The following is a 25,001-nucleotide window of genomic DNA, read 5'->3' as shown; positions in this document are numbered from 1 at the left end:
ACATCGCTGAAACGGCGCTAAACTATTTGGGCAACAGCCCGAAAAGACCTCTCCATTGAACCGGTAAATGTGTTATTTATTTAGGATAAAAAAAGTCTGGTGGCGGGTTTATGGAATGAACGGCGCGGCGGACCTGATTCGGGAAGCGGTTGTGGTGTTGGACCCGCATGGGCGGGTGGCCCAGTTTAACCGGGCGGCCTCCACCTTTTTCAACATACCGGCGCCCAGGGCGTTCGGAAAGAAATGGAGCGTCCTGGCCCATCCGTTTTTTGCGGGCGAAGGGGCCGTAGTGTTGCACGAGCCCAAAACCTTGCTGGGGGAGGCTTTTGAGGCGCAGGGCCAAACCGTGGCCCTGGTTAACGGGCAAAAGATACCCATCCATTACCGCCTGGCCAAAACGCGCTTCTCTAAAAGCGACAAGGCCATGGGCCATGTTATCGTCATGGAGCCCGTATCGGCGGCGCCGGGTAACGGAGCCGAGAAGCTTCGAGAGGTTGAGGCGTTCCGCAACCGCATAATGTCCGTAATCTCCCACGATATCCGGTCGCCCCTCACCTCCAGCATCGGGCTTCTGCGGCTTCTGCTACGGTCATCCAAAGAGCCTTTGGGGCAATGGCAGAAAACCGTGGTGGAAACCCTGGAGCGTTCCACGATCCAGCAACTAAACCTGCTTGAAAGCCTTGTGGAGCTTACGCGCATCCACAAGGGCACGGTGGAGATGAAGCCGGCGCCGGTGGAGGCGGTATCGCTGATCCGGGAATGCGTGGAGTCGGCCCGGAACATGGCCGGGGACAAGGGAGTGCGCCTGGAGGTACTGGAGCGGCCCGAGGCGTGGGTATTCGCCGATAAAGAGCGGCTGGCGCTGGTGCTGGGCAACCTGCTGGCCAATTCCATCAAGTACACACACCACGGCGGAACGGTAACCCTTTGCGCGGAGCCGGAAGGTGATGATGTAGTTATCATGGTGAAAGACACCGGCGTGGGCATAGAGCCGGAACGGATAAACAAACTTTTCGAAATAAACTCCAAAGCGGCCACGCTTGGCACAGCCGGGGAAAAAGGCGCCGGGCTGGGGCTTGCCATATGCAGGGAGATAACCGCGTTGCACGGCGGCGGGCTGGAAATAAAATCCAGAGAAGGTGAAGGCTCCACGGTGTGGCTACGGCTTAAGCGTTATTCGAAACAGGCGGGGTAGGGCGGAATAAAGCCAGTTTGGATTAGCCAGCCCCGCCGTCCACCATCCCACTCCGGAAAAATGCTAGAATAGTTCCTGTGCAGATTTCCGTGGCCGGGCTTTTCAAAAGTCCGGTGAAATCGCTCAAATACCTAATCCGGTCAAACGGTTTCAAGGCATTCAGGTTCCAGCCTTCCAAACCTTGATTTAACGGTTATTGCGCGCTCTAAAAAAACGCAAATTGCCTGATTTTCAGTGAATATATGGCGGGAAGACGAAAAGAGAAGAGATATTCGGCTGAGGAGCTAGGCATTAAAGGGCAACTGATCCTCTATCCCGATCCCATGCCGATTGACATAAAAGTATTGGACATCTCCAAAACCGGAGCCGGTGTGGTGACAGCCTCCATCATCGGCGCCGAACAGCGGCGCGAGATAGAAGATTTCCTTTCGGCGGCCAGGAAGGGGGTGCTGGCGCCTGTGCAACTTCTGCTGGAAGGCTTGCGGATACCCGTGGCCATAGTGAACAAGGTGGATGACACCCGGTACGGCCTTCACATCAGCGAAAGCGGCCACAAGGCCCTTGCCGCGCTGGCGGAAAAGGGGAAAGCGCTTTTCGCGCAGGTTATGGAGCGGTTGGGCGGCATGGGAGCGCCGGAGAAAGAGGCGGTTCTTTATGAGTACGGCTCGATAGCGGAGCTCCCCGGTGAAATCGGCAAGCTGGTGGGTTCGGATAATTTCGCCGACAATCTCACAAGGGCCCTGCTTGCCGCAACCGGGGAAAGAATCCGGAAGGAAGGTGGAGAGGCCAAGGGGCAGGAGAGAAACATGTGCGCCATGTTCATCAAGCTTGCGCGGGAGAAAAAGGCCAATCTTCCACTGTTCACCGGGATAGCGCTGGATTACCTGCTCCATGTGAATACGGAAACCGGGCTGGCTGACCTTCTGCCCGCCGCCGCGGACATGATAATCAACGACGGCAGGATCGTTTCCGGCGCCGAGTGGGAGGCGATCAAGAAAAAGGCCGGTTCCGCCGGGCGGGAAAAAGGAGCCGTTCCACAACCCCTTGCGGATATGCCCGCAACCCACCCCATTGTCCGCCTTATAAAGCTAAGGTTTGACACTTTCAATTCGAGGAGGTTTTTTCTTAGCAACCTGGGGGACATTGTACGGGAACACTATGTAAAAACTTTTTCAGATCCGGCGGGCCCGGTGGCGGAATTTTACGCCAGGAGCGCGGATAACCCGAAACTGATAAAGACAACCCTGGCCCGGTGGATCCAGAACGAGATAAACGAGCGGAGCGGAGAGCGGACCAACCTTTTCGAGAGCTTGTTCAAACAGGCCATGTATGAGTTCATGATGAGGGGCAGGACGTCCAACATCACCTATGACGATATTTGCGACATATACGATGGCAAACTGCCGTACGACCTGATGGTGGTCAGGGAAAAGTTCCTGGGGGCGGTATGCGGGGAGATAGACCGGGGGGTGACGGCCCGGCTGGACGAATACAGCCGGGAGATGGATTATGACCTGGCTAAAAAGGAGGCTGAAAAAGAAGAGGCCGTTAAAATAAGCAAGATGACGCCGGTGGAGCTTGTGGTCCGCTTCCTCTGGCCCAAGGTGCTGTCGCTGGGCCTTACTTCCAGCGTTCAGAGGGAAGTGGCCAAAACGGCGCTGGAAGAGGATAAATGGCGCCTTATCTACGCCCTTGGCGGCGTGCTTGTTATTCCCCATTTCGCGTATAGCGAGATGGAGTCCCTTACCCGCAAAAACGCGCAGGGAGGCGGGCTGGACGACCTGTTCACAAAAATAGACCTGTCTGCGATGTATTCGAAAACGGTGCAGGACGCCAACGGGAAGGAAGTGCGCGACCTGTTCGGGGCTTATGTGGACTCGCTGAAGCCGGACTTCGCCCGGGAAGCCGTGCTGGACAGGGTGATCAAACAGACGCAGTGGAACACGTACCATATACTCAGCCGTTCAGCCGCGCATTTCGGCAAGGTTTTCGGCAAGAACGACGCGGAAGTGCTAAAACTTGTGCGGGAGAGCGCCATAATGCTTGAGCCGCCGGAAGAGGGGATGGTTTAACAAGTGGCGGTTGGCGATGGCCCGATCTTCGGTGGTGTCCCAGTTTGAATTTCAACGGCCTGTTGCCCGAACCGTTTCCCGCAATGTCACACCGGCCAAGCGAAGCGCGAGCCGGGGCCGCGACCTTATATGTATTTGAAAAGAGGCCCTGATCCCGGGTCTCCGCTTGCGCTACGCCCGGGACGACACCGCTGAAACGGCGCTAAACTATTTGGGCAACAGCCCGTCAAATAACAGACATATCCTTCACTTCGCTTGCGCTTCGCTCAGGATGACAATGTTATCAACGGCTTTTATATTGTCATTCTGAGCGTAAGTGAAGAATCTCCCCTGCACTTTCAAACTGAGACACTACCCGATCTTATTTAGGTTCGTTTGTTTTGGTAATATTGACGGGGAAAGCGATTCCTTTAAAGGCCAGCCAAAAATCACGAGTAAAATATTTATTAAATTCTTCCCGCTTCATAGCCCTGTTTGGCTCTCCAGCATTTTTGCGCGCTGTAAAAAACCTTTTCGCTCCCTATACCGTAGAGTAGAGTCTCCAAGAGCCTATAATCCAAAAGTCACTTTCAGGGCGTTGTTCACTGCTGTCATGTCCGTTATGGTTCCAAGGGCTTTGTCTATCTCAACCAGCCGCACAGTAGCCACATTGTCCATCATGATCACGGAATCGGTAAGCAATCCGGCCTGTTTGCCTGTATTTGAATCCTTGTTGATTCTTATGCGGCAGGGATGGCCGTCACGGGCAAGGTTGCTTGTTATCATGGCTATGATGACTTGATCCAATTCTGTATTTGGAGTATCGGCTTGAACCACCAAGGCAGGACGGCGTTTTGCGGTTATGAGATCAGAATTGGGAAAAAGGACTAATACGATCGCCCCTTTCTTAAACCTTGTCATAAATATCCATCCCCTCGGCGTTCCAGTCGGCTTCAAATGTTTTCAGCCTGCTTTTCAGATCAGCCGCCTCGGTTATTGATATTCCGCGAGCCTGCAAATCAATCGATCCCGCTTCCCCCGAATTCAGAAAGGTCACAATTATTTCTCCTTCCTTCAATTCCGGCTCCTCGTAAAGCTCAATCTTGCCGTTCTTGTAATGACCCCTTATTGCCTGCAACATGTTTCAAGCCCTACCATATTAATGATGTCATTATAACCCAGTAAATGTCATTGACCACATCGCTGGCGCCGGTGGTTTTTATCAGCAACTCCCCTAACCGGGGTGAAATTGCGGACATTCGAGACTCTCCTTATAATCACGCCATAAGTTTAATCCTTTTCGGCAAAACCAGGCAATCTTCGACCGGTGTTTTTCATTCCGGCAATGTTCTTTGCGCCAGCTGGTGTTAGAATTGCCCCGTAACAACGCGAACCACCCATGCGAATAAACAACGCGCTTATAGACGAGGCCACTTCGGAGGCGTTTCCGATGGTCTGCGGGCGGGTAATCGTTACCGCCCGGGACGGGTATTGGCTGAACGAGGCCATCCGCGCCACCACGGGGCTGGCCACCTCCATCATCGGGTGCGACGCGGAGGCGGGTGTGGAGCTTTACGGGGTGGAAACGCCAGACGGGCGGCCCGGCGCATCTATACTTATCTTCGCCCGCAGTCTGGAAAAGCTTGGCAAAAGCCTGATCAAAAGGATAGGGCAGGGCGCCATGACATGCCCCACCACGGCGGTGTTCAACGGATTCACCGAGGGGGAGCCTATGAACACGGGGCGGCGCATACGGTATTTCGGCGACGGGTATGAGTCGTTAAAAACAATCTATGGCAGAAACATGTGGAGCGTCCCTGTTACCGAGGGGGAGTTTCTGGTGGAAGAGGTTTTTAGGGCAAAAGAGGGGTTGGCCGGGGGCGCGTTCATCATAATGGCCCGGTCGGCGGAACCGGCGTTGGATGCCGTAAAACGGGCGCGGGAGGCCATAGCGCCCATGCCGGGGGTGATACTGCCGTTTCCCGGCGGCGCGGCCAGGTGCGCGTCCAAAGTGGGTTCGAAACGGTACCCGTTCCTTACAGCCTCCACCAACGGCGCGTTTTGCCCCGAGTTGCGGGGAACGATTGATTCCCGCGTTCCGGAAGGGGTTCAAAGCGCGCTGGAGATAGTGATAGACGGGGTGGACGGGCCAAGCGTAAGGAATGCCATGCGGGCGGGGATTATGGCCGCATGCGGGGCGGAAGGTGTGGTTAAGATAACCTCGGCGGAGTTCGGCGGCCAGCTGGGGGATGTGAAAATCCCGTTGCGGAGCCTGTTTGAGGGTTGAAACGAAAAAAAGCGCGGGCCGTTGAAAACCCGCGCCTTTTTTATTTGCCGTTAAAAAACGCCTTAGCGTTTTTCCATACCCGCCGGTTGTTTGGTAACCTGCTGGGCCACCAGGTTATTACCGCTGGTGTTGTGCAGGTCGTGCCACACGTTGGCCGGGGCCACAAAAGTGGAGCCTGGTTTTACGGTCAGTTTTTCCTCGCCGCTTTCGTCCAGGTAGAACGTGCCTTCACCCTCCAGCACCGTGAAGATCTGGTCGCCGGTGGGATGGCGGTGATAGCCAAGCCGCTGGCCGGGCTTGAAGTAATAAACGTCCAGAGTAACCACATCTGTTTTGCAGAGGGTCAGCTTGGGGACGCTGTCCTCTTTCCACTCGGCGCTGGAAAAGATATTACCATTCTGTATGGCCATGCTAAAAAACACCTCCTGTTATCACAGTTAAACAAAACGCCCCCCTGTAACGTTCAATGTTATTTGCCGGGGCTATTCGGGCTTGACCCGGCATCGGGGCTTCGTCCATTCCCCGTTGAGGCCCTGATCCCGGCTCGCGCTACGCTTGGCCGGGATGACAAATGGCGCACCGCGAGTTTATCGAAGGGTGACATGGAACGAGCCGCAATAAAATGTTGAGCTTCACCGGGGTCGCCCCGGTCTTCCGCATAGGAATCCGTGGTCGGGCGACCACGGGGAAGCGTTCACATGGCGACCACGGGGAAGCGTTCACATGGCGACCACGGGGAAGCATTTAGAAAGGCGGCCACGGGGAAGCATTTAGAATGGCGGCCTTTGGTAAACGGTGGGGAGCGCGTTAAACCGTTAGCGTCCTGCCGCCGTCCACCACCAGGGTGTGGCCGGTTATGTAATTGGCGGATGCCAGGAATACCACCGCCTTGGCGATATCTTCCGGCTGGCCGAACCGGCGCAGGGGTATCCGTTGCAACATCGCTTCCAATGCGGACTGGCTTAAACCGTCTTCGGGTTCCGTGATGGCTCCGGGGGCGATGGCGTTCACCAGTATGTCCGGCGCCAGCTCCACGGCCAGTTGTCTTGTAAGGCTTTTGAGGGCGGCTTTGGTGACGGCGTAGGGGGTATAGTCTTTCTTGGCGAAATCGGCATACACGTCCACCATGTTGATTATCCGGCCCGGCGCGGCTTTCCGCAGATACGGCGCTGAATTTATGGCCACCACTCCGGGGGCCGTGACATGCACGGATACGAAACCGCCCAGCGACGCGCCAAAGGAGTCCAAAGGGGTTTTGGCGAATATGGAGGCGTTGTTCACCAGCAAATCCAGCCCGCCGAAGGTATCGAACACCCGCCGGGGCAGGGCGGCGGCTTCTTCCTGTGAGTCCAGCGCGGCTTTGAAAATAATCGCGGAGCCTTCGCCGTGCCTGCCGTTGATTTGAGCGGCCAGGGCGGCCGCCTCGGATTCGGAACTGTTGAAATGGATGGCCACCCGGTACCCGTTTTGGGCCAGGGCAAGGCAAATATGGGCGCCAAGCCTTTTGGCTCCGCCGGTGACCAACGCTGTTTTTCCTGCCGTCATAACAACAAAGTACCAAAACCAGTAACTTCTTGCCAGCGGTAAAGGCTTTGTGAAATAATACCAATCGTAAATCGCGGGTGAGTTTATAACGTAAAAGTGGACGGATTCGTTTCGGCCACTTTTTTTGTTTCATAGGCAGGTTAAATTGACGGGCGAACTGGAAAAAATCAGGTCCATTGCCCAACCGGTGGCGGAAAGCTTCGGCGTGGAGCTTTGGGACCTGGAGTTTACGGGCGGCCACGGCTCCCGGGTTTTGAGGATTTATATAGACAAACCGGGCGGAGTGACCGTGCAGGACTGCGCCGACGTGTCGCGCCAGGTGGGTTTTGCGCTGGACGCGGAGGATTTTATCCAGGAGCGGTATGTTCTGGAGGTATCTTCCCCGGGCCTTACGCGACAGCTTAAAAAGCCGTTGGACTTTCAGCGGTCGCTGGGCAAACTGGCGGTTTTCAAGCTGAGAAAGCCGGTGGATGGAGAGAACAGGATATTGGCGGTGATAGACCTGGCGGACGATACCAGCGTCACCGTGACGGTGAAAGAGGGCGGACAGACGGTCCGGCTGGATTATGCGGACATCGCCCGGGCCAACCTGGAACTGGAATTTTAAGACGGAAATAATGTTATGACCTCTGAACTGATGAACGCTTTGCGGATGGTGGCGGACGAAAAGTCCATGGCCGTGGAGGCGCTTATCGCCACCATTGAAGACGCCGTGGCCATAGCCGCCTCCAAAAGGCTTAACCGGGAGAACCTGGAGGTCCATTTCGACCAGTCGCGTGGGGACTTCGAGCTGTACGAGCTTTTAGAGGTGGTGGAAGAGCCTACCGACAAGCTTGCCCACATAAGCCTGGATAAGGCGCTACTTCTGGATCCCGCCAGCGTAATCGGTTCGGTGGTGAAGAACCGGGTGCATATGGAGGATCTGGGGAGGATAGCCGCCCAGTCCGTGCGGCAGATGATCCACAAGAAAGGGCGGGAGGCGGAGCTTCACCGGCAGTTTCTAAACTATAAAGCCCGTGTCGGTGAAATGGTTACCGCCCGGATGGCCAAACGGGGCGAAGGAGGCATAGTTTTCGATTTCGGCGAGGTGGAGGCCATTTTGCCGCAATCTGAACAGCTGGCCCAGGACAAGTATGAGCGGGGGAAACATTTCCGGCTATTAATAGCCGAAGTTTCGGAAGGGCGGAGGGAACCTGTCATCACCCTTTCGCGCACCCATCCGGGGCTTTTGCGGAAGCTTATGGAGATGGAAGCGCCGGAGCTGGCGGACGGGTCGGTGGAGATTGCCGCCATCGCCCGGGACGCGACAGGCCGGTCGAAAGTGGTTGTGAAAACCATCAAGAAAGACATAGACCCGGTGGGGGCCTGCGTTGGAGCCCACGGTGTGCGCATAAAACCCGTGATGCGTGAGCTTTCGGGGGAGAAGATAGACATCTTCGCCTGGAGCGAGGACCCGAAGAAACTTATCAGCGCGGCGCTTATCCCCGCCAAGAATATGAAAGTGTTCCCGGCGGAGAAGGAAAAGCGGGCCGAGGTGATAGTGCCCGACGACCAGTTGTTGGCCGCCATCGGCAAAAAAGGGGTGAACGTTAAACTGGCGCAGAAAGTGACCGGCTGGCAGTTGGACGTGATGAGCGCCAAGGAATGGGAAGAGTTTCAGGCCAGGAAAGCCGGGCAGGGCGCTGAAGACCGCCCAGCCCGTGAAGACAGGAAGGGCGCAAAACCCGCCGGAGAACAATCGGGCGGTTAAGGAATTCCAGAGGGGATTCTTGGGCCTATGTGGCCGCCATACCGGGGAATCCGTGGCCGGGCGATATCCAGTAGGGGCGATTTGCTAATCGCCCAAGGTAAGTCAACGGGTTGCCAGCACAGGAATCCGTGGTCGGGCGACCACGGGGAAGCGAAAAAAGGAATCCGTGGTCAGCGACCACGGGGGAGCGTACAGAGGCGACCACGGGGAAGCGAACATTGTCATGCCGGGCTTGACCCGGCATCGGGGCTTCGTCCATTCCTCGTTGAGGCCCTGATCCCGGCTCGCGCTACGCTTGGCCGGGATGACAAATGGCGCACCGCGAGTTTATCGAAGGGTGACATGGAACGAGCCGCAATAAAATGTTGCGCTTCGCCGAGGTCGCCTGACCTCGGTCTTCTCCATTCCGAATAGGAATCCGTGGTCGGGCGACCACGGGGAAGCGTTCACATGGCGGCCACGGGGAAGCGTATTGTATTAGGCCGGGCTATCTCACCACCAGGGTCGGGCAATGGGCGTGGCCGATGATTTTTTCCGCCGTGTTGCCCATGATAAGCCGCATAAGGCCCGTCCTGCCGTGGGAGCCTATGATTATCACGTCCGCCTGCTGTAATGCGGCGAAATCCGTTACGGCCGAGTAAACCGGGCCTTTTAATATGTCGGATTTGGCGGGCACGCCGGCTGATTTCGCCATTTCCAGCACACCGGCCAAAAAACCTTCCGCGGCTTTGGTGGCCGTTTCCTCGTTTTTCTGGCTGGAAGGTTCCACCACGGATACGGCGGTGATTTTGCCGCCGTAGGATCTGGCCACGTCGATAGCCTTTATGGCGGCGGCGTTACTGCATTTGGAGCCGTCCATGGCCAGCACGATGTTTTTGAAACCTATGGACGAATCCCTCGGCACCACCAGCACGTCCCGGGTGGAATAACCTATCACGCGGAAGGTTATGCTACCCATAAGCGCCCGGGCCAGCCTTGAAATGCCGCGCCTGCCCAGTACGATCAAATCGCAATCGTTCTCGTTGGCGTAATCGGCTATGCGCTGGAACGCTTCCCCCTCCACGCAAACTTTTTTCAACTTGAGCCCCAGCGACAAGGCTTCTTGCTCGGCATACGCCAAAGCGGCCTTGCAGGGCTGGCATACAGAGTCCCAGACCTTGTCCATCTCCATAACGCCGTATTCGCCGGTGTAGGCGGGGGCCACGGTCATGGCGGTGAGGTTTATGCTTTCGGTCTCGGTGTCTTGCAGGATGAGTTTTACGATTTCCTTGAAGGCGGTATGGCTGGAGTCCGACTCGTCGAGGGCCACAAGGAAGTTTTTGTAAACGCCCATGGTTTAATGCCCTCCAGCGGTCAAGATGCCCGACGCCGCCAGCGACAGGACGCCAATTTCAAGAATGACGATGGCAAGATATATGGTGTCTTTCTTCCTGGCCAGTAACGGCATGATGCGCAGGAAACAGGCTATGGTGACGCCTGACAGGAACGCCACGCCCACAAAATTGAGCATGTCCCCCTTGTGTAGCATGCCCGCCCAAGACCACCCGGCGCCCAGCCCCGCCTCGTGAAGATATTCGTTCACCGGCAATTTCCACAATTCCGGCAGTTTATCCAGCGGCACGTGAGGGGGCATTATCCCGCTAACGTAAAGGGTGAAAGTTGTGACAAGGATAAGCCATCCGATTTTCACCCCCACGTCCAGCATGTTGGCGTACACCAGCTGTTTATCGGTGGGTTGGGCCCGGTTTACGTGGTTATTGTTGTTCTTTTTATCAGCCATCGGTTAAATTCCAAACCCTTTAAGCACAGAGCGCGCGCCAGCCAGGAACAGCATCACGATAACAATATATCGCACCGAGGCGGGCCGGGTCTTGGACAATATTCTAACCCCGGTCATGGAGCCTAGCATGATGCCCAATAGCGAAGGGGTGACCAGCATGGGTAGGACCGCGCCCTTGTTCACATACACCCAGGCCGCCGAGGTGTCCGTGATGGAAAGGAGGAACATGCTGGTGGCCACCGAAAGTTTTAACGGCGCGCCCAGCAAAAGGTTCAACACCGGCACGTTGGCCCATCCGGCGCCCAGCCCGAACATGCCAGCCATGACGCCTATTAACACGAACAGGGCCATGCCCGCCGGGCCACGGTGGATTTTCCAGTCCACGTTCTTTTCCAGCGTCTCCTCGAAATAGATGCCGTGGATCCGCAGGGCCCTGGACAGGGCGCACGACTGGGGCACATTGGGATAATCCGACTTTTTGGCCTTGAACATGACCGCCACTATGCCAAGGATGGTGACACCCAAGGCTATCTGCACCACGTTGGTGGGGAGGGCCAGGCCGATCAGGGCTCCGCCGATGGCGGAGGTGGAGGCGATAAGCCCCATGGGCAGGGCCAGCCGCAGATCCGCCAGGCCCTTTCTTAAAAGGCCCGGGCCGGCCGCCAGCGCCGCCGAAAGGGCTACCAGCAACCCGGCGCCCCGCACAAAGTCCAGATGGAACGGGAAAAACCCGCTGACGATGGGAACGAACAGCACGCCGCCCCCCACGCCCCCCAGCACCGCCACGATGCCTATGAAAAAGGTGACCACGAAAAGCGCCAGAGGCCACACCCACCATGGGGTTGTGGATGGAGCTACCGCCTGGGCGGCTTCCACTGGCAAAGCGCCGTCCGCCGCCAGCGCGGCCCCGGCGAAAATCGCCAGGGTTATAAAGGTTAACGCGACGGTTTTACAGCTTGAAAGATTCAAAAACGCCCCTCCGGTCAATATGAAACAGCCTGGTAAGCTGGTTACCTGAGAATTCAACCCCTTTAGATGACGTTTTTCTGGAAAGGATTTAGGGTGGAGGATTTAATTTGGGAGGGGAACCGTGGTCGGGCGGCCACGTGGAAGCGTTCGATGGGCGGCAGTGGTGATAAACTCCACGGATAACGGGGGATTGTCACCCCGAGCCTGCCGAGGGGGAAGGGATTTGCCTGCAAGGGTCCATGGTCCGGCAAGCTTGCCATGACAGGCGCCTTATAAAACTGTCTTTAAAGCGCCCGAAAGCTGGTAACCTTTCCCTATGAATCAGACCATCCTGTTCCGCCTAAACGCCGATCCGGCCACGGGGTATGGGCATCTTTACCGGTGCATGGCGCTGGAACTGGCGCTTTCGGGGTTGGGGTACGGCTTTGCCTATCTGGTGAATCATGACGGGTCCGGCGTCTCGGAAAAAATCATGGGTGGCGGCAGGCGGGTGGCCAGGCTTCTAAAAGACGCCACCCCATCCGATGAGGTGGCTTGCCTTGAGGGTTTGGCGGACGAGCTAAAACCCGTGGGGATAGTGGTGGACCTTCTGCATTCCCAGGAAGATTTTATGGAAGCCGCAGGGCGTTGCTGTTCCGTGGTTCTGGCCATAGACGATGTTTACGGCAACAACCGCAACGCCCACATAGTGGTGAACGCCGGGCTTGGGGCCGACCGGGCCAGATACGCGAACATGAAAGCCGAACTTCTGCTGGGGCCGGAATATCTGCTTATCCGCCCGCAGTACGCGATAAGACGGGAGGCGGCGCCAGCCAAAGATCCCTCAAGGGTATTCATCTCTTTCGGCGGGTCGGATCCGCATAAAATCACCCCCAGGGTTATAGATGCGCTGAATATGGTTGAACACGCCGGGTTAAAAGCCACCGTGGCGGTGGGTAACGGGTATGGCGATCTGAAAGGGCTTTCCGCCCGGCTTGATTTGGCGGGATATCCGTTTGAATTACTTTCGGGGGTGGATGACCTGTCGCTGGAAATGGCGGAATCGGCGCTGGCGGTGTGTTCGGTGGGCAATACCGCATGGGAGCTGGCATGTGTAGGGACTCCTTCCATTCTCGTCACTTTTTTCGAGGGGCAGGAGCGGTTTGCGGATGGGCTTGCGAGGGAAGGGATGGCTATCTATTTTTCCAGGTCGCCTGAATTCAATGGAGCGGAACTGGCCCGGCTGGTGGAAGGGCTCTTGAAAGACCCGGCCCGGCTTTCGGTCATGGCGTCATCGGCGCTGAGGGTGGTGGACGGGCTAGGCGCTAAACGGGTGGCGGAGATACTGCATTTGGCGGTGAGGGAGCGGATGAGGAGAATTGCGAGCCATGGTTCGGCAGAGCCTGTCCAGAGCTTGCCGAGGGGCTCACCATGACAAATGTAGGGAAGGAGTCCGGGTGAGAATATCCCCAATAGTGGGAACATTGTCATGCCGGGCTTGACCCGGCATCGGGGCTTCGTCCATTCCCCGTTGAGGCCCTGATCCCGGCTCGAGCTACGCTTGGCCGGGATGACAAATGGCGCACCGCGAGTTTATCGAAGGGTGACATGGAACGAGCCGCAACAAAATGTTGCGCTTCACCGGGGTCGCCCCGGTCTTTTCTACTCCGCATAGGAATCCGTGGTCGGGCGACCACGGGGAAGCGTACAGAGGCGGCCACGGGGAAGCGTACAGAGGCGGCCACGGGGAAGCGAAAATTGTCATGCCGGGCTTGACCCGGCATCGGGGCTTCGTCCATTCCCCGTTGAGGCCCTGATCCCGGCTCGCGCTGTCGCTTGGCCGGGATGACAAATGACTCACCGCGGCATTTTCAGCTTTTGGCTTCCGGTTTTGGGGTGGATTCCTTGTCCACATCCTCGGCGGTGAGGGTTTCCTCTATGGCGGTCTGGATATATTTCTTTGGGTCTCGAACGATTTCGGTTTCTTTTTCGAAGTCTGACGCCATGTCGTTGAAGCTTTCTTTCACTTCGCGCATGGACCTGGTGAACTCGGCGTAACCCTTGCCCAGGGCCCGGGCTATCTCCGGCAGTTTGGATGGGCCAAGCACCAGCAGGGCCACTACCAGGATGACCAGCATTTCAGGGATACCGATACCGAACATGTTCCGTTAATAGCTAATGGTTGATTGGTAGATTATCTCAAACATTGGAGTCGCCAAGGCGAAAAAAAACGGGAGGGCGTATAAAACCCTCCCGCGCGCAAATCAACCGGCTTATTGCAGGGCGAAAACCACTTTCCCGTCGCCAGCGGTGAGGCTTATGTCATCTATGGCGATGGCAAGCTCCCGCGTGTCTGTTGGGATGGTTGTGGCCTTGTTTGCGCTGGTAAATTCGATGATGTTCCGGCCCACCTTTAGATTCAACGGCAAGGGCTGGAATGGTTTCTGCTCGTACTTGTCCCCCCCGATTTCCCAGGTGGCCGCTTTTTGACCGTTAAGCGTTACTTCTATTTTGTTCGGCAACTGGATGGAGCCCACGCCGCCGCGCATGGTGAGGGTGACATCCGTATCAACCTCAACCACAATCTGGCCCTTATCTTTGGTCCACAACCACCAGTTCTTGCCGTCGGGCGATCTTTCAAGGTTGTGCCAGCCGGGCCCCAGCACGATGTTTTTAGGCCCGTCGCTTCCGCCGCCGAAACAGGCGGGGAAAGCCAGGGCGAAGGCCATAAGAAAATAGAGCGAATATCTATAAAAACCGGAACTCAAGGTTTTATTCTCCTGAAGCTTGTTGTTGTTACTTAGGGCAAAATAAACTGGAAACATAGCACAGAACAAACCATATATCAAATGGGTGGTGTATCAGTTTGAATCTCAAATAACAGACAGATACTTCACTTCGCTTGCGCTTCGCCCAGGATGACAATGTTACCAACGGCTTTTATATTGTCATTCTGGGCGTAAGTGAAGAATCTCCCCTGTACTTTCAAACCGGGACACTACCATCAAATGATTAGAAATATTAAAAAATGGTATACTTGTTGAATCAATGAATCGTTACAGTGTTATTCTCCCGGGGGAGTAACGTTCCGGGGTTTCAGCGCCTTTTAAAGCCTTTATTTTGATTGGGAATGGCGGCGTTTGGAAATGCCGTCCACGGCACGGGGAGAGTGGCGGTTTTTTCTCATCAGTAAAGCAATTAGTCCCAGCGCGGTAGAGTCAAACATGTGTATAGGGCTGTAAGGGAAGATGAGCGCCGCCGAGCCTGAAGACAGGCTGTTGCACGATTTCCTCGAAGAGGCCGAGGACATGGTGTCCATGGTGGAGCAAAACTCCGCCAGGCTGGAGGCCAAGCCCGAAGACCTTGAACCTATCCACGAGATATTCCGCGGTGTCCATTCCCTGAAGGGGATGAGCTCGTTCTTCAACCTCACCCATCTCAAAAGCTTCAGCCACGAGTTTGAGAGCTTTCTGGACCTCGTAAGGGAAAAACAGATAGAGGTGAACCAGGAGATCGTCCATTTCATCCTGGACGGGGCCGACCACCTGAAGAACATTTTCAACCGTCTGCGCGCCTACGGGACAGACACGGAGCTGGCCGCCAACGAGCAGGAGTATCTGGAAAGCATAGACGAGAAGATAGGCGAGCGGAGCGCCGAGCGCAGGTACGAAACCCTCCGGGTGGAACTGCTCCGCTACATGAACAAGGTGAAGGACGAAGGGGAGTTCGAGGAGGACTCGCAGGCTAAAGAGGTGTTCGACATCATAGGCAAGATAGCCCCCGAGCTGGTGGAAGACCGGCGGAAAAGCGCCATCACCAACGGGACGAGATGGATCCGGGCCGGGCAGGACATCAGCCGGGAGTACATGGCGCTAAAGAGCCTTATAGCGGACGCCATGGCCGACAAGCCCGTGGAGAACGGGTACAAGATATTCATGGAGAACGTTGAAAGCCTGGTGTCCATAAGCTCCGCCTCCGGCGATGGCGAGGCCGTGGCCATGCTGGAGGAAATGAAAGAGAACTTCGAGATGTTCTTCCAGGACGAGATAGGGATGGACTCCATGCTGGCGGGGATGATTTCCGAGGGGCTCGGAAAATACGCCGCGGACATCCAGGAGGAAAAACCGGCGGCCCCATCAAAACCTTCCGCCCCGGGGGCCAGGCCGGAAACGGCGCCCGGCGGGGAGGCGGCCAAAGTCAAAACAGTCCGCGTGCGGGAGAGCCTTCTGGACGAGTTTTTGGACCAGATGGGGGAGCTTATCACCATCAACGAGCTGTTCAACAACATCCAGCGGAAACTGGACGGTGGCGAGTTTGACGGGTTGTCGGTGGACATGAAGAGCAACAACCAGGCGTTCCGCGAGCTTTCGGGCCAGATGCAGAAGAGCCTGTACGAGGTGCGCAAGGCCCCGGTGGAGCGTGGCTTAAGCAAGCTTCCCAGCATCGTGCGGGGGATAGCCAAGGAAACCGGGAAACAGATGCGGCTGATAATGACCGGCGGCGACACCGAGGTGGACAAGAGCCTGCTGGACAAGATAGAGAACATCCTTATCCATTGCGTGCGTAACAGCGCGGACCACGGGCTTGAACCACCCGAAGCGCGGATAGCCGGCGGAAAACCAGCCGAAGGGACTATTCGCATAGATGTGCATTCCGACGGGAGCAACCTTTACATAGCCATATACGACGACGGGCGCGGGGTGGACGTGGCGGTGGTGAAACGCAAAGCCGTGGAGAAGGGAATGCTTTCCATTGACGCGGCGGCGAAACTGCCGGAGACGGAGTCGCTGAACCTGCTCCTTCGCCCCGGATTCTCCACGGCGGAGGAGGTCACGGAAACCTCTGGCCGGGGTGTGGGGATGGATGTGCTTATGGCCTCGGTGGCTGGAATGGGCGGGTCGTTGAAAATGGCCAATACGCCGGGCCGCGGGTTAAGGATAGACTTCTCGCTACCCCTGGCCTACGCCACCAGGATAAAGCTGGGGCTTACGTTGGGGGTTGGCGCCAGCGCTTTCCTTATTCCGGCGGAGAACGTTAGGGAGTCATTTAAAGCCTCGAAGGAAGACGTTTCCACCGTGGAGGGGAAAGGGGAGGTGGTTAGCCGCTGGGGGATGTTGTATCCTGTAATAAGGCTGGCTGAGCTGTTCGGCGTTAAGGCCAGGAAAACTACCGTGTGGGACTCCATCTGCGTCCTGGCCGAATCCAAGGGGCAGGCGGTTTGCCTGGTGGTGGACGAAATGATAGGCCAGCGCCAGATAGTCTATAAACAGCTTACCGTTAAAACGAGGGAGCCCAACGCGTTTGAGGGGATCTCAATACTCGACGGCAGGAACATGGCGCTCATACTAAGCGTGGAAGGCATCATAAAACAGTTTCGGGAGCAAGCGTGACCGATGGAAAAGCCCATTGAGAAGAAAAGGATATTCGTCCTGCCAGGTGAGATAGCCCTTACAAAACAGCCCGCGGTGATCGCCACCCTGCTGGGCTCGTGCGTTGCCGTATGTCTGTACAACAGCAGGGAACGGTTCGGGGGAATGAACCATTACATGCTTCCAACGGGCACAGACAGGGGCATGCTTGGCAAATACGGCGATTATTCCACGGAAAAGCTGGTTTCCTCCATGCTCCAGGTGGATCCGAACCCGGGCAACCTGGTTGCCAAGGTGTACGGCGGCGGCGCTGTGGTGGGCCATCTGAACAGCGGGTTCGACATTGGCCGGCGAAACATAGAAGTGGCCCTGCAGGTGTTGGGTGGCAGAAGGATACAAATAGCCGAAAAGCTTACCGGCGGCGACAGCGGGCGCAAGATATTCTTCGACAACTACACCGGCGAGGTGGAGATGAGGATGATCCAGAAATCGGAGCTTACCCAACAGCTGGAGGCCAAAAAGCGCGACCTGGCCGGAAGGAAGATACGCACCCTCATAGTGGACGACTCCTCCACCGTGCGGAGCATCCTTCGCAAGGCGCTGGAGATGGACGACGAGATCCACGTGGTGGGAGAGGCGGAGGACGCTTTCGACGCCCGCACAAAAATAGTGGAGCTGGACCCGGACGTGATAACGCTGGACATCATAATGCCCAAGCTGGACGGGGTGTCTTTCCTGAAGAAGCTGATGATCCATTACCCCAAGCCGGTGATCATAGTAAGCTCCGTGGCCCAGAAAGGGAGCAAGATGCGGTTCCGCGCCCAGGACATAGGCGCCGTGGACGTGGTGGACAAGGAGGATCTGAAACTTTACCAGGGGCTGGACACCGTTCAGCGGGTGCTTTCCGCCAAGGTGAAGATGGCCGCGCACACCCACGTGAAGAAAAGAAACCACGAGGAAGTGGCTAACATTTGAGGATCCGTGGTCGGCGACCACGGGGAAGCGGTTAAAGGGCGGCCACGGGGAAGCATGGGAAATAGGTCGCCTTCTATGCTTCACCGGGGTCGCCTGACCCCGGGTCCTACTTCATCCGCTCCCACATAAATATCAGGAATCCGTGGTCGGGCGACCACGGGGAAGCATAAGAATATCCCCAATAGTGGGAACATTGTCATGCCGGGCTTGACCCGGCATCGGGGCTTCGTCCATTCCCCGTTGAGGCCCTGATCCCGGCTCGCGCTGTCGCTTGGCCGGGATGACAAATGGCGCACAGCGAGTTTATCGAAGGGTGACATGGAACGAGCCGCAATAAAATGTTGCGCTTCAATGAGGTCGCCTTATATGCGCTTCACCGGGGTCGCCTGACCCCGGTCTTCTTTAAACAACGACAGTAGCGACAGGAATCCGTGGTCGGGCGACCACGGGGAAGCGTTTAAATAGGCGGTCACGGGGAAGCAATTAACTGGCGGCCACGGGGAAGCGTTATGCGGACGGGCGTTTCCGGGCCTGCGCCCGGTTCACCCCTCGGCAGGCCCGGGGTGACAATAATGCGGGCCTTGGGTAACGATTAAACGTTCTCCTCCAGCCAGTTGTTGTCCCCGGTTTTGCGCGAGCCGCCCGGCGGGGCCGGTTTCGCCTTTGATCCTTCCACCACATCCACAAGCTCCCGCACAATGGTTTCGAAAATTTTGGCCTGCTCCTTGAGTTGTTGCGCGGAAGCGGCGGTTTCCTCGGCGGTGGCGGCGTTTTGCTGGGTGACGTCGTCCATGTGCCTTATGGCCAGGTTCACCTGTTTGACGTTGGCCGCCTGGTCTTGCGAGGCGTTGGTGATGTTCTCCACAAGGGTGGCCACCTCGCTGACGTTTTTATTGATGCCATCCAGCGCCATTCCGGCTTTCTGGGCGGTCAGGTTGCCATCCTCCACGGCTTTGGCCACGTTCTGGACGCTGGCTATTATGTTTCCCAGCGTGGCGCCAGCTTTAACGGCCACGCTGTTGCCTTTGCCGATCCGGTCCACCACTTCGTCAATGATAGTGGATGTCTCCTTGGCCGCCTCCGCGCTACGGCCCGCCAGGTTCCTCACCTCCTCGGCCACCACGGCGAACCCTTTGCCGGCCCTTCCAGCCCTTGCCGCCTCCACGGCGGCGTTTAACGCCAGCAGGTTTGTCTGGAACGCGATTTCGTCTATGGCCTTTATGATCTTGCTTATCCTTTCGGTGGAGACGAGCAGGGACTTCATGGCCTCCGTCATTTCGCCCACGTCCCGCTTGCCGTTCTCCGCAAGGTCGCGGGAGCCGCCGGACAGGTTCTTTATCCGGCCCATGGTATCCAACAGCTCCTTCATCAGCGTGGAGCCGCTTTCGGATTCTGTTTTCATGCTGATAACGTGGGTGTTCACGTTGTCCGCGTCGGTGGCGTTATGGGCGGTCATCTCTGAAATTGTCTGGACGCTCGCGGTAGTCTGCTCCAGCGCCGCCGCCTGTTTCGTGGCGGAATCGGCTATGTACTGGCTGGCCTCGGCCACGTTGGACGCGGCGGAGTCCACCGATTCGGCGCTTTCGATAAGCCTTCCCATCGTTAACCGGAGTGGGCGCGTGATATTCCTGCTGGCCAGGAAAGCCACCATTCCCATTATCGCGCCAAGCTCCACTACCAGCGATCCTATCATCCACGCCGCGTCCACGTTGCGGCGGTGGTCTATGGCTTCCATGGATATGGTCATGCTCACGCCGCCGTTCACCGAACCGGCCTTGCCCTCGTGGCAGTCCATGCAATTGATGGAGCCGCCGCGGTTTTCAGACATTATGAACGGCACAACCGCCCGGAAAACCCTGCGGCCGTCTTTTTTCTCCACCGTGTATTCCTTGACGCCGGTTTCCAGGATCCGCTTTTCCATCCCATCCCTGGGATGCTCTTCGGCTGTCCCCCCGCCATACTGTTCCGCCAGGGATTTGCTCCGGAAAACCCGGATGTCTTCAAGGCCGCTGGTGGTGCTTTTCATAAGCTTGAAAAAGGATTCGCGTTCGCCGATGGTCCCCTGGACCATCATGGTGTTAAGGGAGCTTAGGACCGTCTCGGCGATGCCGCCGGCGAAGGCGTCCATCTGTTCGATGGCTTGCTCTTCGGCCCTTTGCAGGGAAAACAGGATGTTAAAGGTATAGAACAATCCCATGATCCCCGCCAGGGAGATCATCAGTTTTTGTCCCAATCCGAGACGCGCAAACCAGCGGAACATTTCATCCCCCATGAGCGACGCAAACGTATATAGGACCGGCCGTCCTGCGGGAGCGCCGGGAATGCTACGAAACGTAGCCGGCGTGTTAGGTTGATTTTGCTCCTTGTAGGATTTGCTTGTCAAAACCTTTGTTGTTATTGGCGCCTGTTAAGCGCAAATTATACTTGCTCCAGAGGACGGGGCGACTTTTGGGAGCGGGACACAAGGAAGGCGCGAGTTACACGGGCGGATTGCAAAACATATGCGGAACAGGAATCCGAGGTCGGGCGACCACGGGGAAGCGGTTAAAGGGCGGCCACGGGGAAGCATGGGAAATAGGTCGCCTTCTATGCTTCACCGGGGTCGCCTGACCACGGTCTTCTCCACTCCGCACAGGAATCCGAGGTCGGGCGACCTCGGGGAAGCAGTTAAATGGCGACCTCGGGGAAGCATAAGAATATCCCCAATAGTGGGAACATTGTCATGCCGGGCTTGACCCGGCATCGGGGCTTCGTCCATTCCCCATTGAGGCCCTGATCCCGGCTCGCGCTATCGCTTGGCCGGGATGACAAATGGCGCACCGCGAGTTTATCGAAGGGTGATATGGAACGAGCCGCAATAAAATGTTGCGCTTCACCGGGGTCGCCCCGGTCTGCTTATGCTTCACCGGGGTCGCCTGACCCCGGTCTTCTCCACTCCGCACAGGAATCCGAGGTCGGGCGACCAAGGGGGGGCGTCTAAAAATCTTACTGTGGCGGCGTCTGGCTGATGTAACGGGGCAGGAGCCACAACACCCCCAGCGCCATGGCTATGGTGGTAAGGTTCACCATCACCGATATCCCGTGCAGTTTGCCGAACTGTTTTCGAAGCTCTTCTTTTTTTACCGTGTCCTGCTCTATCCTGGTCAACCGCTTCACCTCCCGCGCCTGCGGGCCGTTTACCAGCCCAGAATAGGAGGCGAGACAGGCCATGACCAGCAGGATGCCCAGCCCGATCCGGACTTCGGAGGTGTATCCGGTCATCTTCCCCATCATGGCCAGAGTAACGATGGCGATAAGGCAACAGATGATGCCCATGGCGAAATATTTCGGGAAGATCTCCCCCACCACGTCACCGGCGGTTTGCCGGTCCAGCGCCTTGAACACGGCTGGGGCGCCGATGAACGAAAAGAAGATCATGGAGCCTGTCCAGATGGCCATGGAGAGAAGGTGGAAGTATTTGACGATAGTCATCATCTTTTCTCTTTAATACGCGGTGATGAACGCTGAGACCTTTTCATCGTTCTTCATTTGTTCGGCGGCGCGGCGCGCGGCGGACTCGGTTTTGTAAGACCCTACGCGAACCCGGTACCAGGTGGCCCCGTTCTTGCTGAAAGGCTGGATGTTCGTCATGTGCTGTTTTGCCTTCAGCCGGGCGGCCAGTTTTTCCGCCTCCGGTTTGGTGGCGAAAGCGCCTACCTGGACCGTCCATGCTTTCACGCCGGGCTTGCCGGGCTGGACAGCGTCAGGCGCCGGTTTTTCATTCTCCGGTTTTTGAGGCGCCACGGCGGATTTTTGCGCGGCCTTTTCCGCTACGGGTTTAACTTCCGCTTTGGGTTTTTCCTGTTTCTTCTCTTCCATAGGCGCTACGGGTTTGGCCTGCACCGCCGGGGCGCTTTTCGCGGATCCGGTTTTTGATTCTACCGCCGGTTTCACGGGCTCGGCCTCTACGGGTTTGGCGGCGGGTTCCGGTGAGCGGGGGGCGAAATCCCCCGGTTTGGGTTGATCCTTGGACAAGGTTTTCAGGAACGTGAACTGCTCCGGAGCCACGGCCTCTTTTTCAATCTGCCGCTCTTTGATGATGGCTTCCGCGTCCAGCCGTTTGGGGGTGACGCCCGCTATGGCCGGGGAGTCCTCGCCGCCGGTGTCTTCACCCGTAGCGGTTTCCTGGTTGCTATCCTTGACTGTGCCGGTTACAAACCCTATGGCGAACGTCAAGCCCGCTATGGCGGCCAGGCTAGACAAGAGTATGGCCAACTGCTTGCCGCTGAGCATTACCCCTTTTTTCCCCTGTTTCCCTTGAGATTTGTTACCCATAACCTTTTCTTTACATCCGTTCCGGCGCGTTTACGCCCAATAGCCAAAGCCCGTTCCTGAACACTATCCTGGCCGCTTCCACCAGCGCAAGCCTTGCCTTGCTCAATTCCAGGTCTTCCGTGACAACCCGGTTATGCTTGTAAAAATAATGGAAAAGCCCGGCCACTTCCAGCAGGTATTGCGGGATGGGGTGGGTCTGGAAATCCCGGGCGCAATCGGCCACCACGTCCGGGAACATGAGAAGCTTCTTTACAAGCCGCAACTCGTCTTCACCCAAAAGGTTGTTAACGCCGATTTGGGCGAAAGGAACCAGCGGCACGCCCCGCTCACGGGCGGTGACGAATATGTTAACGCACCGGGCGTGGGCGTACTGGATGTAGTACACCGGGTTTTCGTCGCTCTGCTTTTTCGCCAGGTCCACGTCGAATTCCATCTGGCTTTCAATGGAGCGCATGAGGAAGAAGTAGCGGGTGGCGTCCGCCCCCACTTCGTCCATTATCTCCCTCAGGGTGGTGAACACGCCGCTCCGGGTGGACATGGCGATAAGCTCACCCCCGCGTTTGAGGTTTACGATTTGCACCAGCCGCACCACGAGGTTGTCGGGATTGGCGCCAAGCGCGCTCACCACGGCTTTCAGGCGGGGGACGTAGCCGTGATGGTCCGCCCCCCAGATGTCCACCATGGTCTTATATCCGCGGTCCACCTTGTTCTTGTGATAGGCGATGTCCGCCGCCAGGTAGGTGGTGGGGCCGTTGGCCCTTTTCACCACGCGGTCTTTATCGTCCCCCACGGTGTCGGTCTTAAGCCACAGGGCGCCTTCATGCTCATAAATATGGCCGTCCCGCAGGAACTGCTCGATGAGGGCGTTCACCTCGCCGTCTTCGTGGAGCGAATTTTCGGAGAACCACTGGTCGAACCCCACGCGGAAATCGGCCAGGTCTTTTTTTATCCCTTCAAGTATGGCGTCGGCGGAGAATTTGCGGGCCTTGGCCAGCGCCTCTTCGGGAGGCAGGCTAAGGACGGCCTCGCCCTCGGCTTTCAAAAAGTCCCGGGCGACGTCTTTCATGTATTCGCCCTTGTAGGCAGGCTCGTCGAAAGGCTGGCCCAATAGCTCCCGGGCGCGGGCCAGGGTGGAGCGCCCCAGGTTGTCCATCTGTAAACCCACGTCGTTTATGTAATATTCCCTGTGGGTGTCGAAACCGGCCCATGAAAGGATGCGCGACAGGGAATCGCCAAAGGCCGCGCCCCGGCCATGGCCTATGTGCAAAGGCCCCGTGGGGTTGGCGGAGACATATTCCACGATAACCCTCTGGCCCCCGCCGAAGGCGGATTTGCCGAAAGCTTCCCCCTCGTTGAGGATGGAGCCCAGCGATCCGGCCCATTTCTCCGGCTTGAGCCGCAGGTTTATAAATCCCGGCCCGGCTACGGTAACCTCGGCGAACTCCCCCTCGGCGGTTATCCCCTCGGCGATCTTCGTGGCGATGGCCCTGGGGTTGGACTTTAACCGGGATGCCAGTATCATGGCGATGTTGCAAGAGAAATCGCCGAATTTTTCATCTTTGGGCACGGATATTTCGAGCGACGCCGGAGCGGTGGCGTCCCACCCCTCCACCGGGGCGATCCGGGCGAAAGCCCGTTCAACAACACGTTTTACAGCTTCTTTCATCTTCCCTGCGATAATTGCGGAAATTAAATAGGCTAAAACCTTCGGCGATAGATGTCAAACAGCTACCATATCATGGAATGGGTATTTTCGTAGGGGCGAGCCCATTCAAGGAATATGAATCCGTGGCCGGGCGATATCCAGTAGGGGCGATTTGCAAATCGCCCAGGGTAAGTATCGGGTTGCCAGCACAGGAATCCGTGGTCGGGCGACCACGGGGAAGCAGTTAACTGGCGACCACGGGGAAGCAGTTAATCCGTGGTCGGGCGACCACGGGGAAGCGTTCAAGAACCATGGTTCGGCAGGTTCGCCATGACAAACAATCGCTGTCCCCGGCGGTTCCGCGTATTCTGTTCCAATGTAATGGCCGTTCTCTTATAATTGCCCACTTACCCCCGCGCCATTTATAATCCGCATGGCGCAATTTTGGAGTTTGGATGGAATACGTCAAGTGGTTCGTGGACGTGATGTTGCACCTGGACAAGTATCTGGGCTACATCATAGGGCTTTACGGCGCGTGGACTTATGTGATCCTGTTCGCCATCATCTTCATGGAAACTGGGCTGGTGGTAACGCCGTTCCTTCCGGGGGACTCTTTGCTTTTCGCCGTGGGGGCTTTTTCAGCGCTGGGGCATTTCGACGTTTACCTCGTTGCTGGCCTGCTGATTATCGCCGCTGTGCTGGGGGATATGCTCAACTACTGGATAGGCTATTACGTTGGCCCGAAGGTGTTTTACAAGGAAAACTCCTGGCTGATAGACAAGAAGAACCTTATCAAGACCAGGGATTTCTTCGAACGCCACGGGGGGAAGACCATCATCATCGCCCGGTTCATGCCCATCATCCGCACCTTCGCCCCCTTCGTGGCGGGCATAGGCAGGATGAGATACGCCCGGTTCTTCGCCTACAACGTGACCGGGGCGATTTCATGGGTGGCCCTGTTCGTGTTCGGGGGTTATTATTTCGGCGCCATTCCCGTGGTGAAGCAAAATTTCACCCTTGTCATCATGGGCATCATAGTTATATCCATCACGCCTGGAGTTTATCATTTCACCCGGAGCTGGCTGGACTCAAGAAAGGCCGGAAAACTGAAACAGCCGGGCGCGCCTGAACATTTATAGCGT

At 56.9% G+C, this 25,001-nt stretch carries 22 protein-coding genes; 9 read left to right on the top strand and 13 right to left on the bottom strand.

The window, feature by feature from the left end; all coding sequences use genetic code 11:
• The first annotated feature begins 115 nt into the window (after positions 1–115).
• Both HY751_02900 and HY751_02895 read left to right on the top strand, forming a co-directional pair.
• A complete protein-coding gene (locus tag HY751_02900) occupies positions 116–1,195 on the top strand; it encodes a hypothetical protein (protein ID MBI4665342.1) in 1,080 nt (359 codons plus the stop codon).
• Positions 1,196–1,437: 242 nt separating this feature from the next.
• The gene (locus tag HY751_02895; GenBank protein MBI4665341.1) at positions 1,438–3,267 is read left to right on the top strand and encodes a hypothetical protein; all 1,830 of its coding nucleotides are present in this window, start codon (positions 1,438–1,440) and stop codon (positions 3,265–3,267) included.
• Positions 3,268–3,816: 549 nt separating this feature from the next.
• On the opposite strand, the gene HY751_02890 is transcribed toward HY751_02895, so the two are convergent.
• Together HY751_02890 and HY751_02885 are read right to left on the bottom strand one after the other, a co-directional pair.
• Positions 3,817–4,167 (bottom strand): type II toxin-antitoxin system PemK/MazF family toxin, encoded by a 351-nt coding sequence (locus HY751_02890; protein MBI4665340.1) that lies wholly within the window; start codon positions 4,165–4,167, stop codon positions 3,817–3,819.
• Positions 4,154–4,387, bottom strand: coding sequence for a hypothetical protein (locus tag HY751_02885; protein MBI4665339.1), 234 nt, complete (start codon positions 4,385–4,387; stop codon positions 4,154–4,156). Before HY751_02885 ends, HY751_02890 begins: the two co-directional genes overlap by 14 nt.
• Before the next feature lie 258 nt (positions 4,388–4,645).
• On the opposite strand from HY751_02885, the gene fhcD reads away from it, so the two are divergent.
• Positions 4,646–5,533 (top strand): formylmethanofuran--tetrahydromethanopterin N-formyltransferase, encoded by an 888-nt coding sequence (gene fhcD / locus HY751_02880; protein ID MBI4665338.1) that lies wholly within the window; start codon positions 4,646–4,648, stop codon positions 5,531–5,533.
• A 62-nt stretch (positions 5,534–5,595) separates the two neighbouring features.
• Here the strand turns inward: fhcD and HY751_02875 are convergent, their stop codons facing one another.
• Positions 5,596–5,943 (bottom strand): cupin domain-containing protein, encoded by a 348-nt coding sequence (locus HY751_02875; protein MBI4665337.1) that lies wholly within the window; start codon positions 5,941–5,943, stop codon positions 5,596–5,598.
• Between the two features lie 397 nt (positions 5,944–6,340).
• A complete protein-coding gene (locus HY751_02870) occupies positions 6,341–7,078 on the bottom strand; it encodes an SDR family oxidoreductase (GenBank protein MBI4665336.1) in 738 nt (245 codons plus the stop codon).
• Positions 7,079–7,223: 145 nt separating this feature from the next.
• Here HY751_02870 and HY751_02865 point away from each other — a divergent pair, with 145 nt between their 5' ends.
• Entirely contained in the window at positions 7,224–7,685 is a 462-nt protein-coding gene (locus tag HY751_02865) for a ribosome maturation factor RimP (GenBank protein MBI4665335.1), read from the top strand.
• A 15-nt stretch (positions 7,686–7,700) separates the two neighbouring features.
• Positions 7,701–8,828 (top strand): transcription termination/antitermination protein NusA, encoded by a 1,128-nt coding sequence (gene nusA, locus HY751_02860; protein ID MBI4665334.1) that lies wholly within the window; start codon positions 7,701–7,703, stop codon positions 8,826–8,828.
• A gap of 487 nt (positions 8,829–9,315) precedes the next feature.
• Here nusA and HY751_02855 read toward each other — a convergent pair whose 3' ends face one another.
• The 3 genes from HY751_02855 to HY751_02845 are packed head-to-tail and all read right to left on the bottom strand — an operon-like array spanning position 9,316 to position 11,538.
• Positions 9,316–10,161, bottom strand: coding sequence for a universal stress protein (locus HY751_02855; GenBank protein MBI4665333.1), 846 nt, complete (start codon positions 10,159–10,161; stop codon positions 9,316–9,318).
• A gap of 3 nt (positions 10,162–10,164) precedes the next feature.
• The gene (locus HY751_02850; protein MBI4665332.1) at positions 10,165–10,608 is read right to left on the bottom strand and encodes a hypothetical protein; all 444 of its coding nucleotides are present in this window, start codon (positions 10,606–10,608) and stop codon (positions 10,165–10,167) included.
• 3 nt (positions 10,609–10,611) lie between these two features.
• On the bottom strand, positions 10,612–11,538 hold the full coding sequence (locus tag HY751_02845) for a sulfite exporter TauE/SafE family protein (GenBank protein ID MBI4665331.1): 927 nt from the start codon (positions 11,536–11,538) through the stop codon (positions 10,612–10,614).
• 355 nt (positions 11,539–11,893) lie between these two features.
• Here HY751_02845 and HY751_02840 point away from each other — a divergent pair, with 355 nt between their 5' ends.
• On the top strand, positions 11,894–12,991 hold the full coding sequence (locus HY751_02840; GenBank protein MBI4665330.1) for a hypothetical protein: 1,098 nt from the start codon (positions 11,894–11,896) through the stop codon (positions 12,989–12,991).
• 436 nt (positions 12,992–13,427) lie between these two features.
• Here HY751_02840 and tatA read toward each other — a convergent pair whose 3' ends face one another.
• Together tatA and HY751_02830 are read right to left on the bottom strand one after the other, a co-directional pair.
• Entirely contained in the window at positions 13,428–13,718 is a 291-nt protein-coding gene (gene tatA, locus HY751_02835; protein ID MBI4665329.1) for a twin-arginine translocase TatA/TatE family subunit, read from the bottom strand.
• 111 nt (positions 13,719–13,829) lie between these two features.
• Complete coding sequence (locus HY751_02830) at positions 13,830–14,324, bottom strand: hypothetical protein (protein MBI4665328.1); 495 nt, start codon at positions 14,322–14,324, stop codon at positions 13,830–13,832.
• 480 nt (positions 14,325–14,804) lie between these two features.
• Here HY751_02830 and HY751_02825 point away from each other — a divergent pair, with 480 nt between their 5' ends.
• Both HY751_02825 and HY751_02820 read left to right on the top strand, forming a co-directional pair.
• A complete protein-coding gene (locus HY751_02825; GenBank protein MBI4665327.1) occupies positions 14,805–16,946 on the top strand; it encodes a chemotaxis protein CheA in 2,142 nt (713 codons plus the stop codon).
• Positions 16,947–16,949: 3 nt separating this feature from the next.
• Positions 16,950–17,900: a response regulator gene (locus tag HY751_02820; GenBank protein MBI4665326.1), complete on the top strand. Its 951-nt coding sequence runs from the start codon at positions 16,950–16,952 to the stop codon at positions 17,898–17,900.
• Between the two features lie 592 nt (positions 17,901–18,492).
• On the opposite strand, the gene HY751_02815 is transcribed toward HY751_02820, so the two are convergent.
• The 4 genes from HY751_02815 to HY751_02800 form a co-directional block, all read right to left on the bottom strand.
• The gene (locus HY751_02815) at positions 18,493–20,160 is read right to left on the bottom strand and encodes a hypothetical protein (GenBank protein MBI4665325.1); all 1,668 of its coding nucleotides are present in this window, start codon (positions 20,158–20,160) and stop codon (positions 18,493–18,495) included.
• Positions 20,161–20,885: 725 nt separating this feature from the next.
• Positions 20,886–21,374, bottom strand: coding sequence for a DUF4149 domain-containing protein (locus tag HY751_02810; GenBank protein ID MBI4665324.1), 489 nt, complete (start codon positions 21,372–21,374; stop codon positions 20,886–20,888).
• 9 nt (positions 21,375–21,383) lie between these two features.
• Positions 21,384–22,214, bottom strand: coding sequence for an SPOR domain-containing protein (locus tag HY751_02805; GenBank protein MBI4665323.1), 831 nt, complete (start codon positions 22,212–22,214; stop codon positions 21,384–21,386).
• A gap of 10 nt (positions 22,215–22,224) precedes the next feature.
• A complete protein-coding gene (locus HY751_02800; GenBank protein MBI4665322.1) occupies positions 22,225–23,880 on the bottom strand; it encodes an arginine--tRNA ligase in 1,656 nt (551 codons plus the stop codon).
• 434 nt (positions 23,881–24,314) lie between these two features.
• On the opposite strand from HY751_02800, the gene HY751_02795 reads away from it, so the two are divergent.
• Positions 24,315–24,998, top strand: coding sequence for a DedA family protein (locus tag HY751_02795; protein MBI4665321.1), 684 nt, complete (start codon positions 24,315–24,317; stop codon positions 24,996–24,998).
• Positions 24,999–25,001: the final 3 nt, after the last annotated feature.

This window comes from Nitrospinota bacterium (genome assembly GCA_016208975.1).
Taxonomy (GTDB): Bacteria; Nitrospinota_A; UBA7883; order UBA7883; family JACRLM01; genus JACQXA01.
This window is presented reverse-complemented; position numbering and strand designations above follow the sequence as displayed.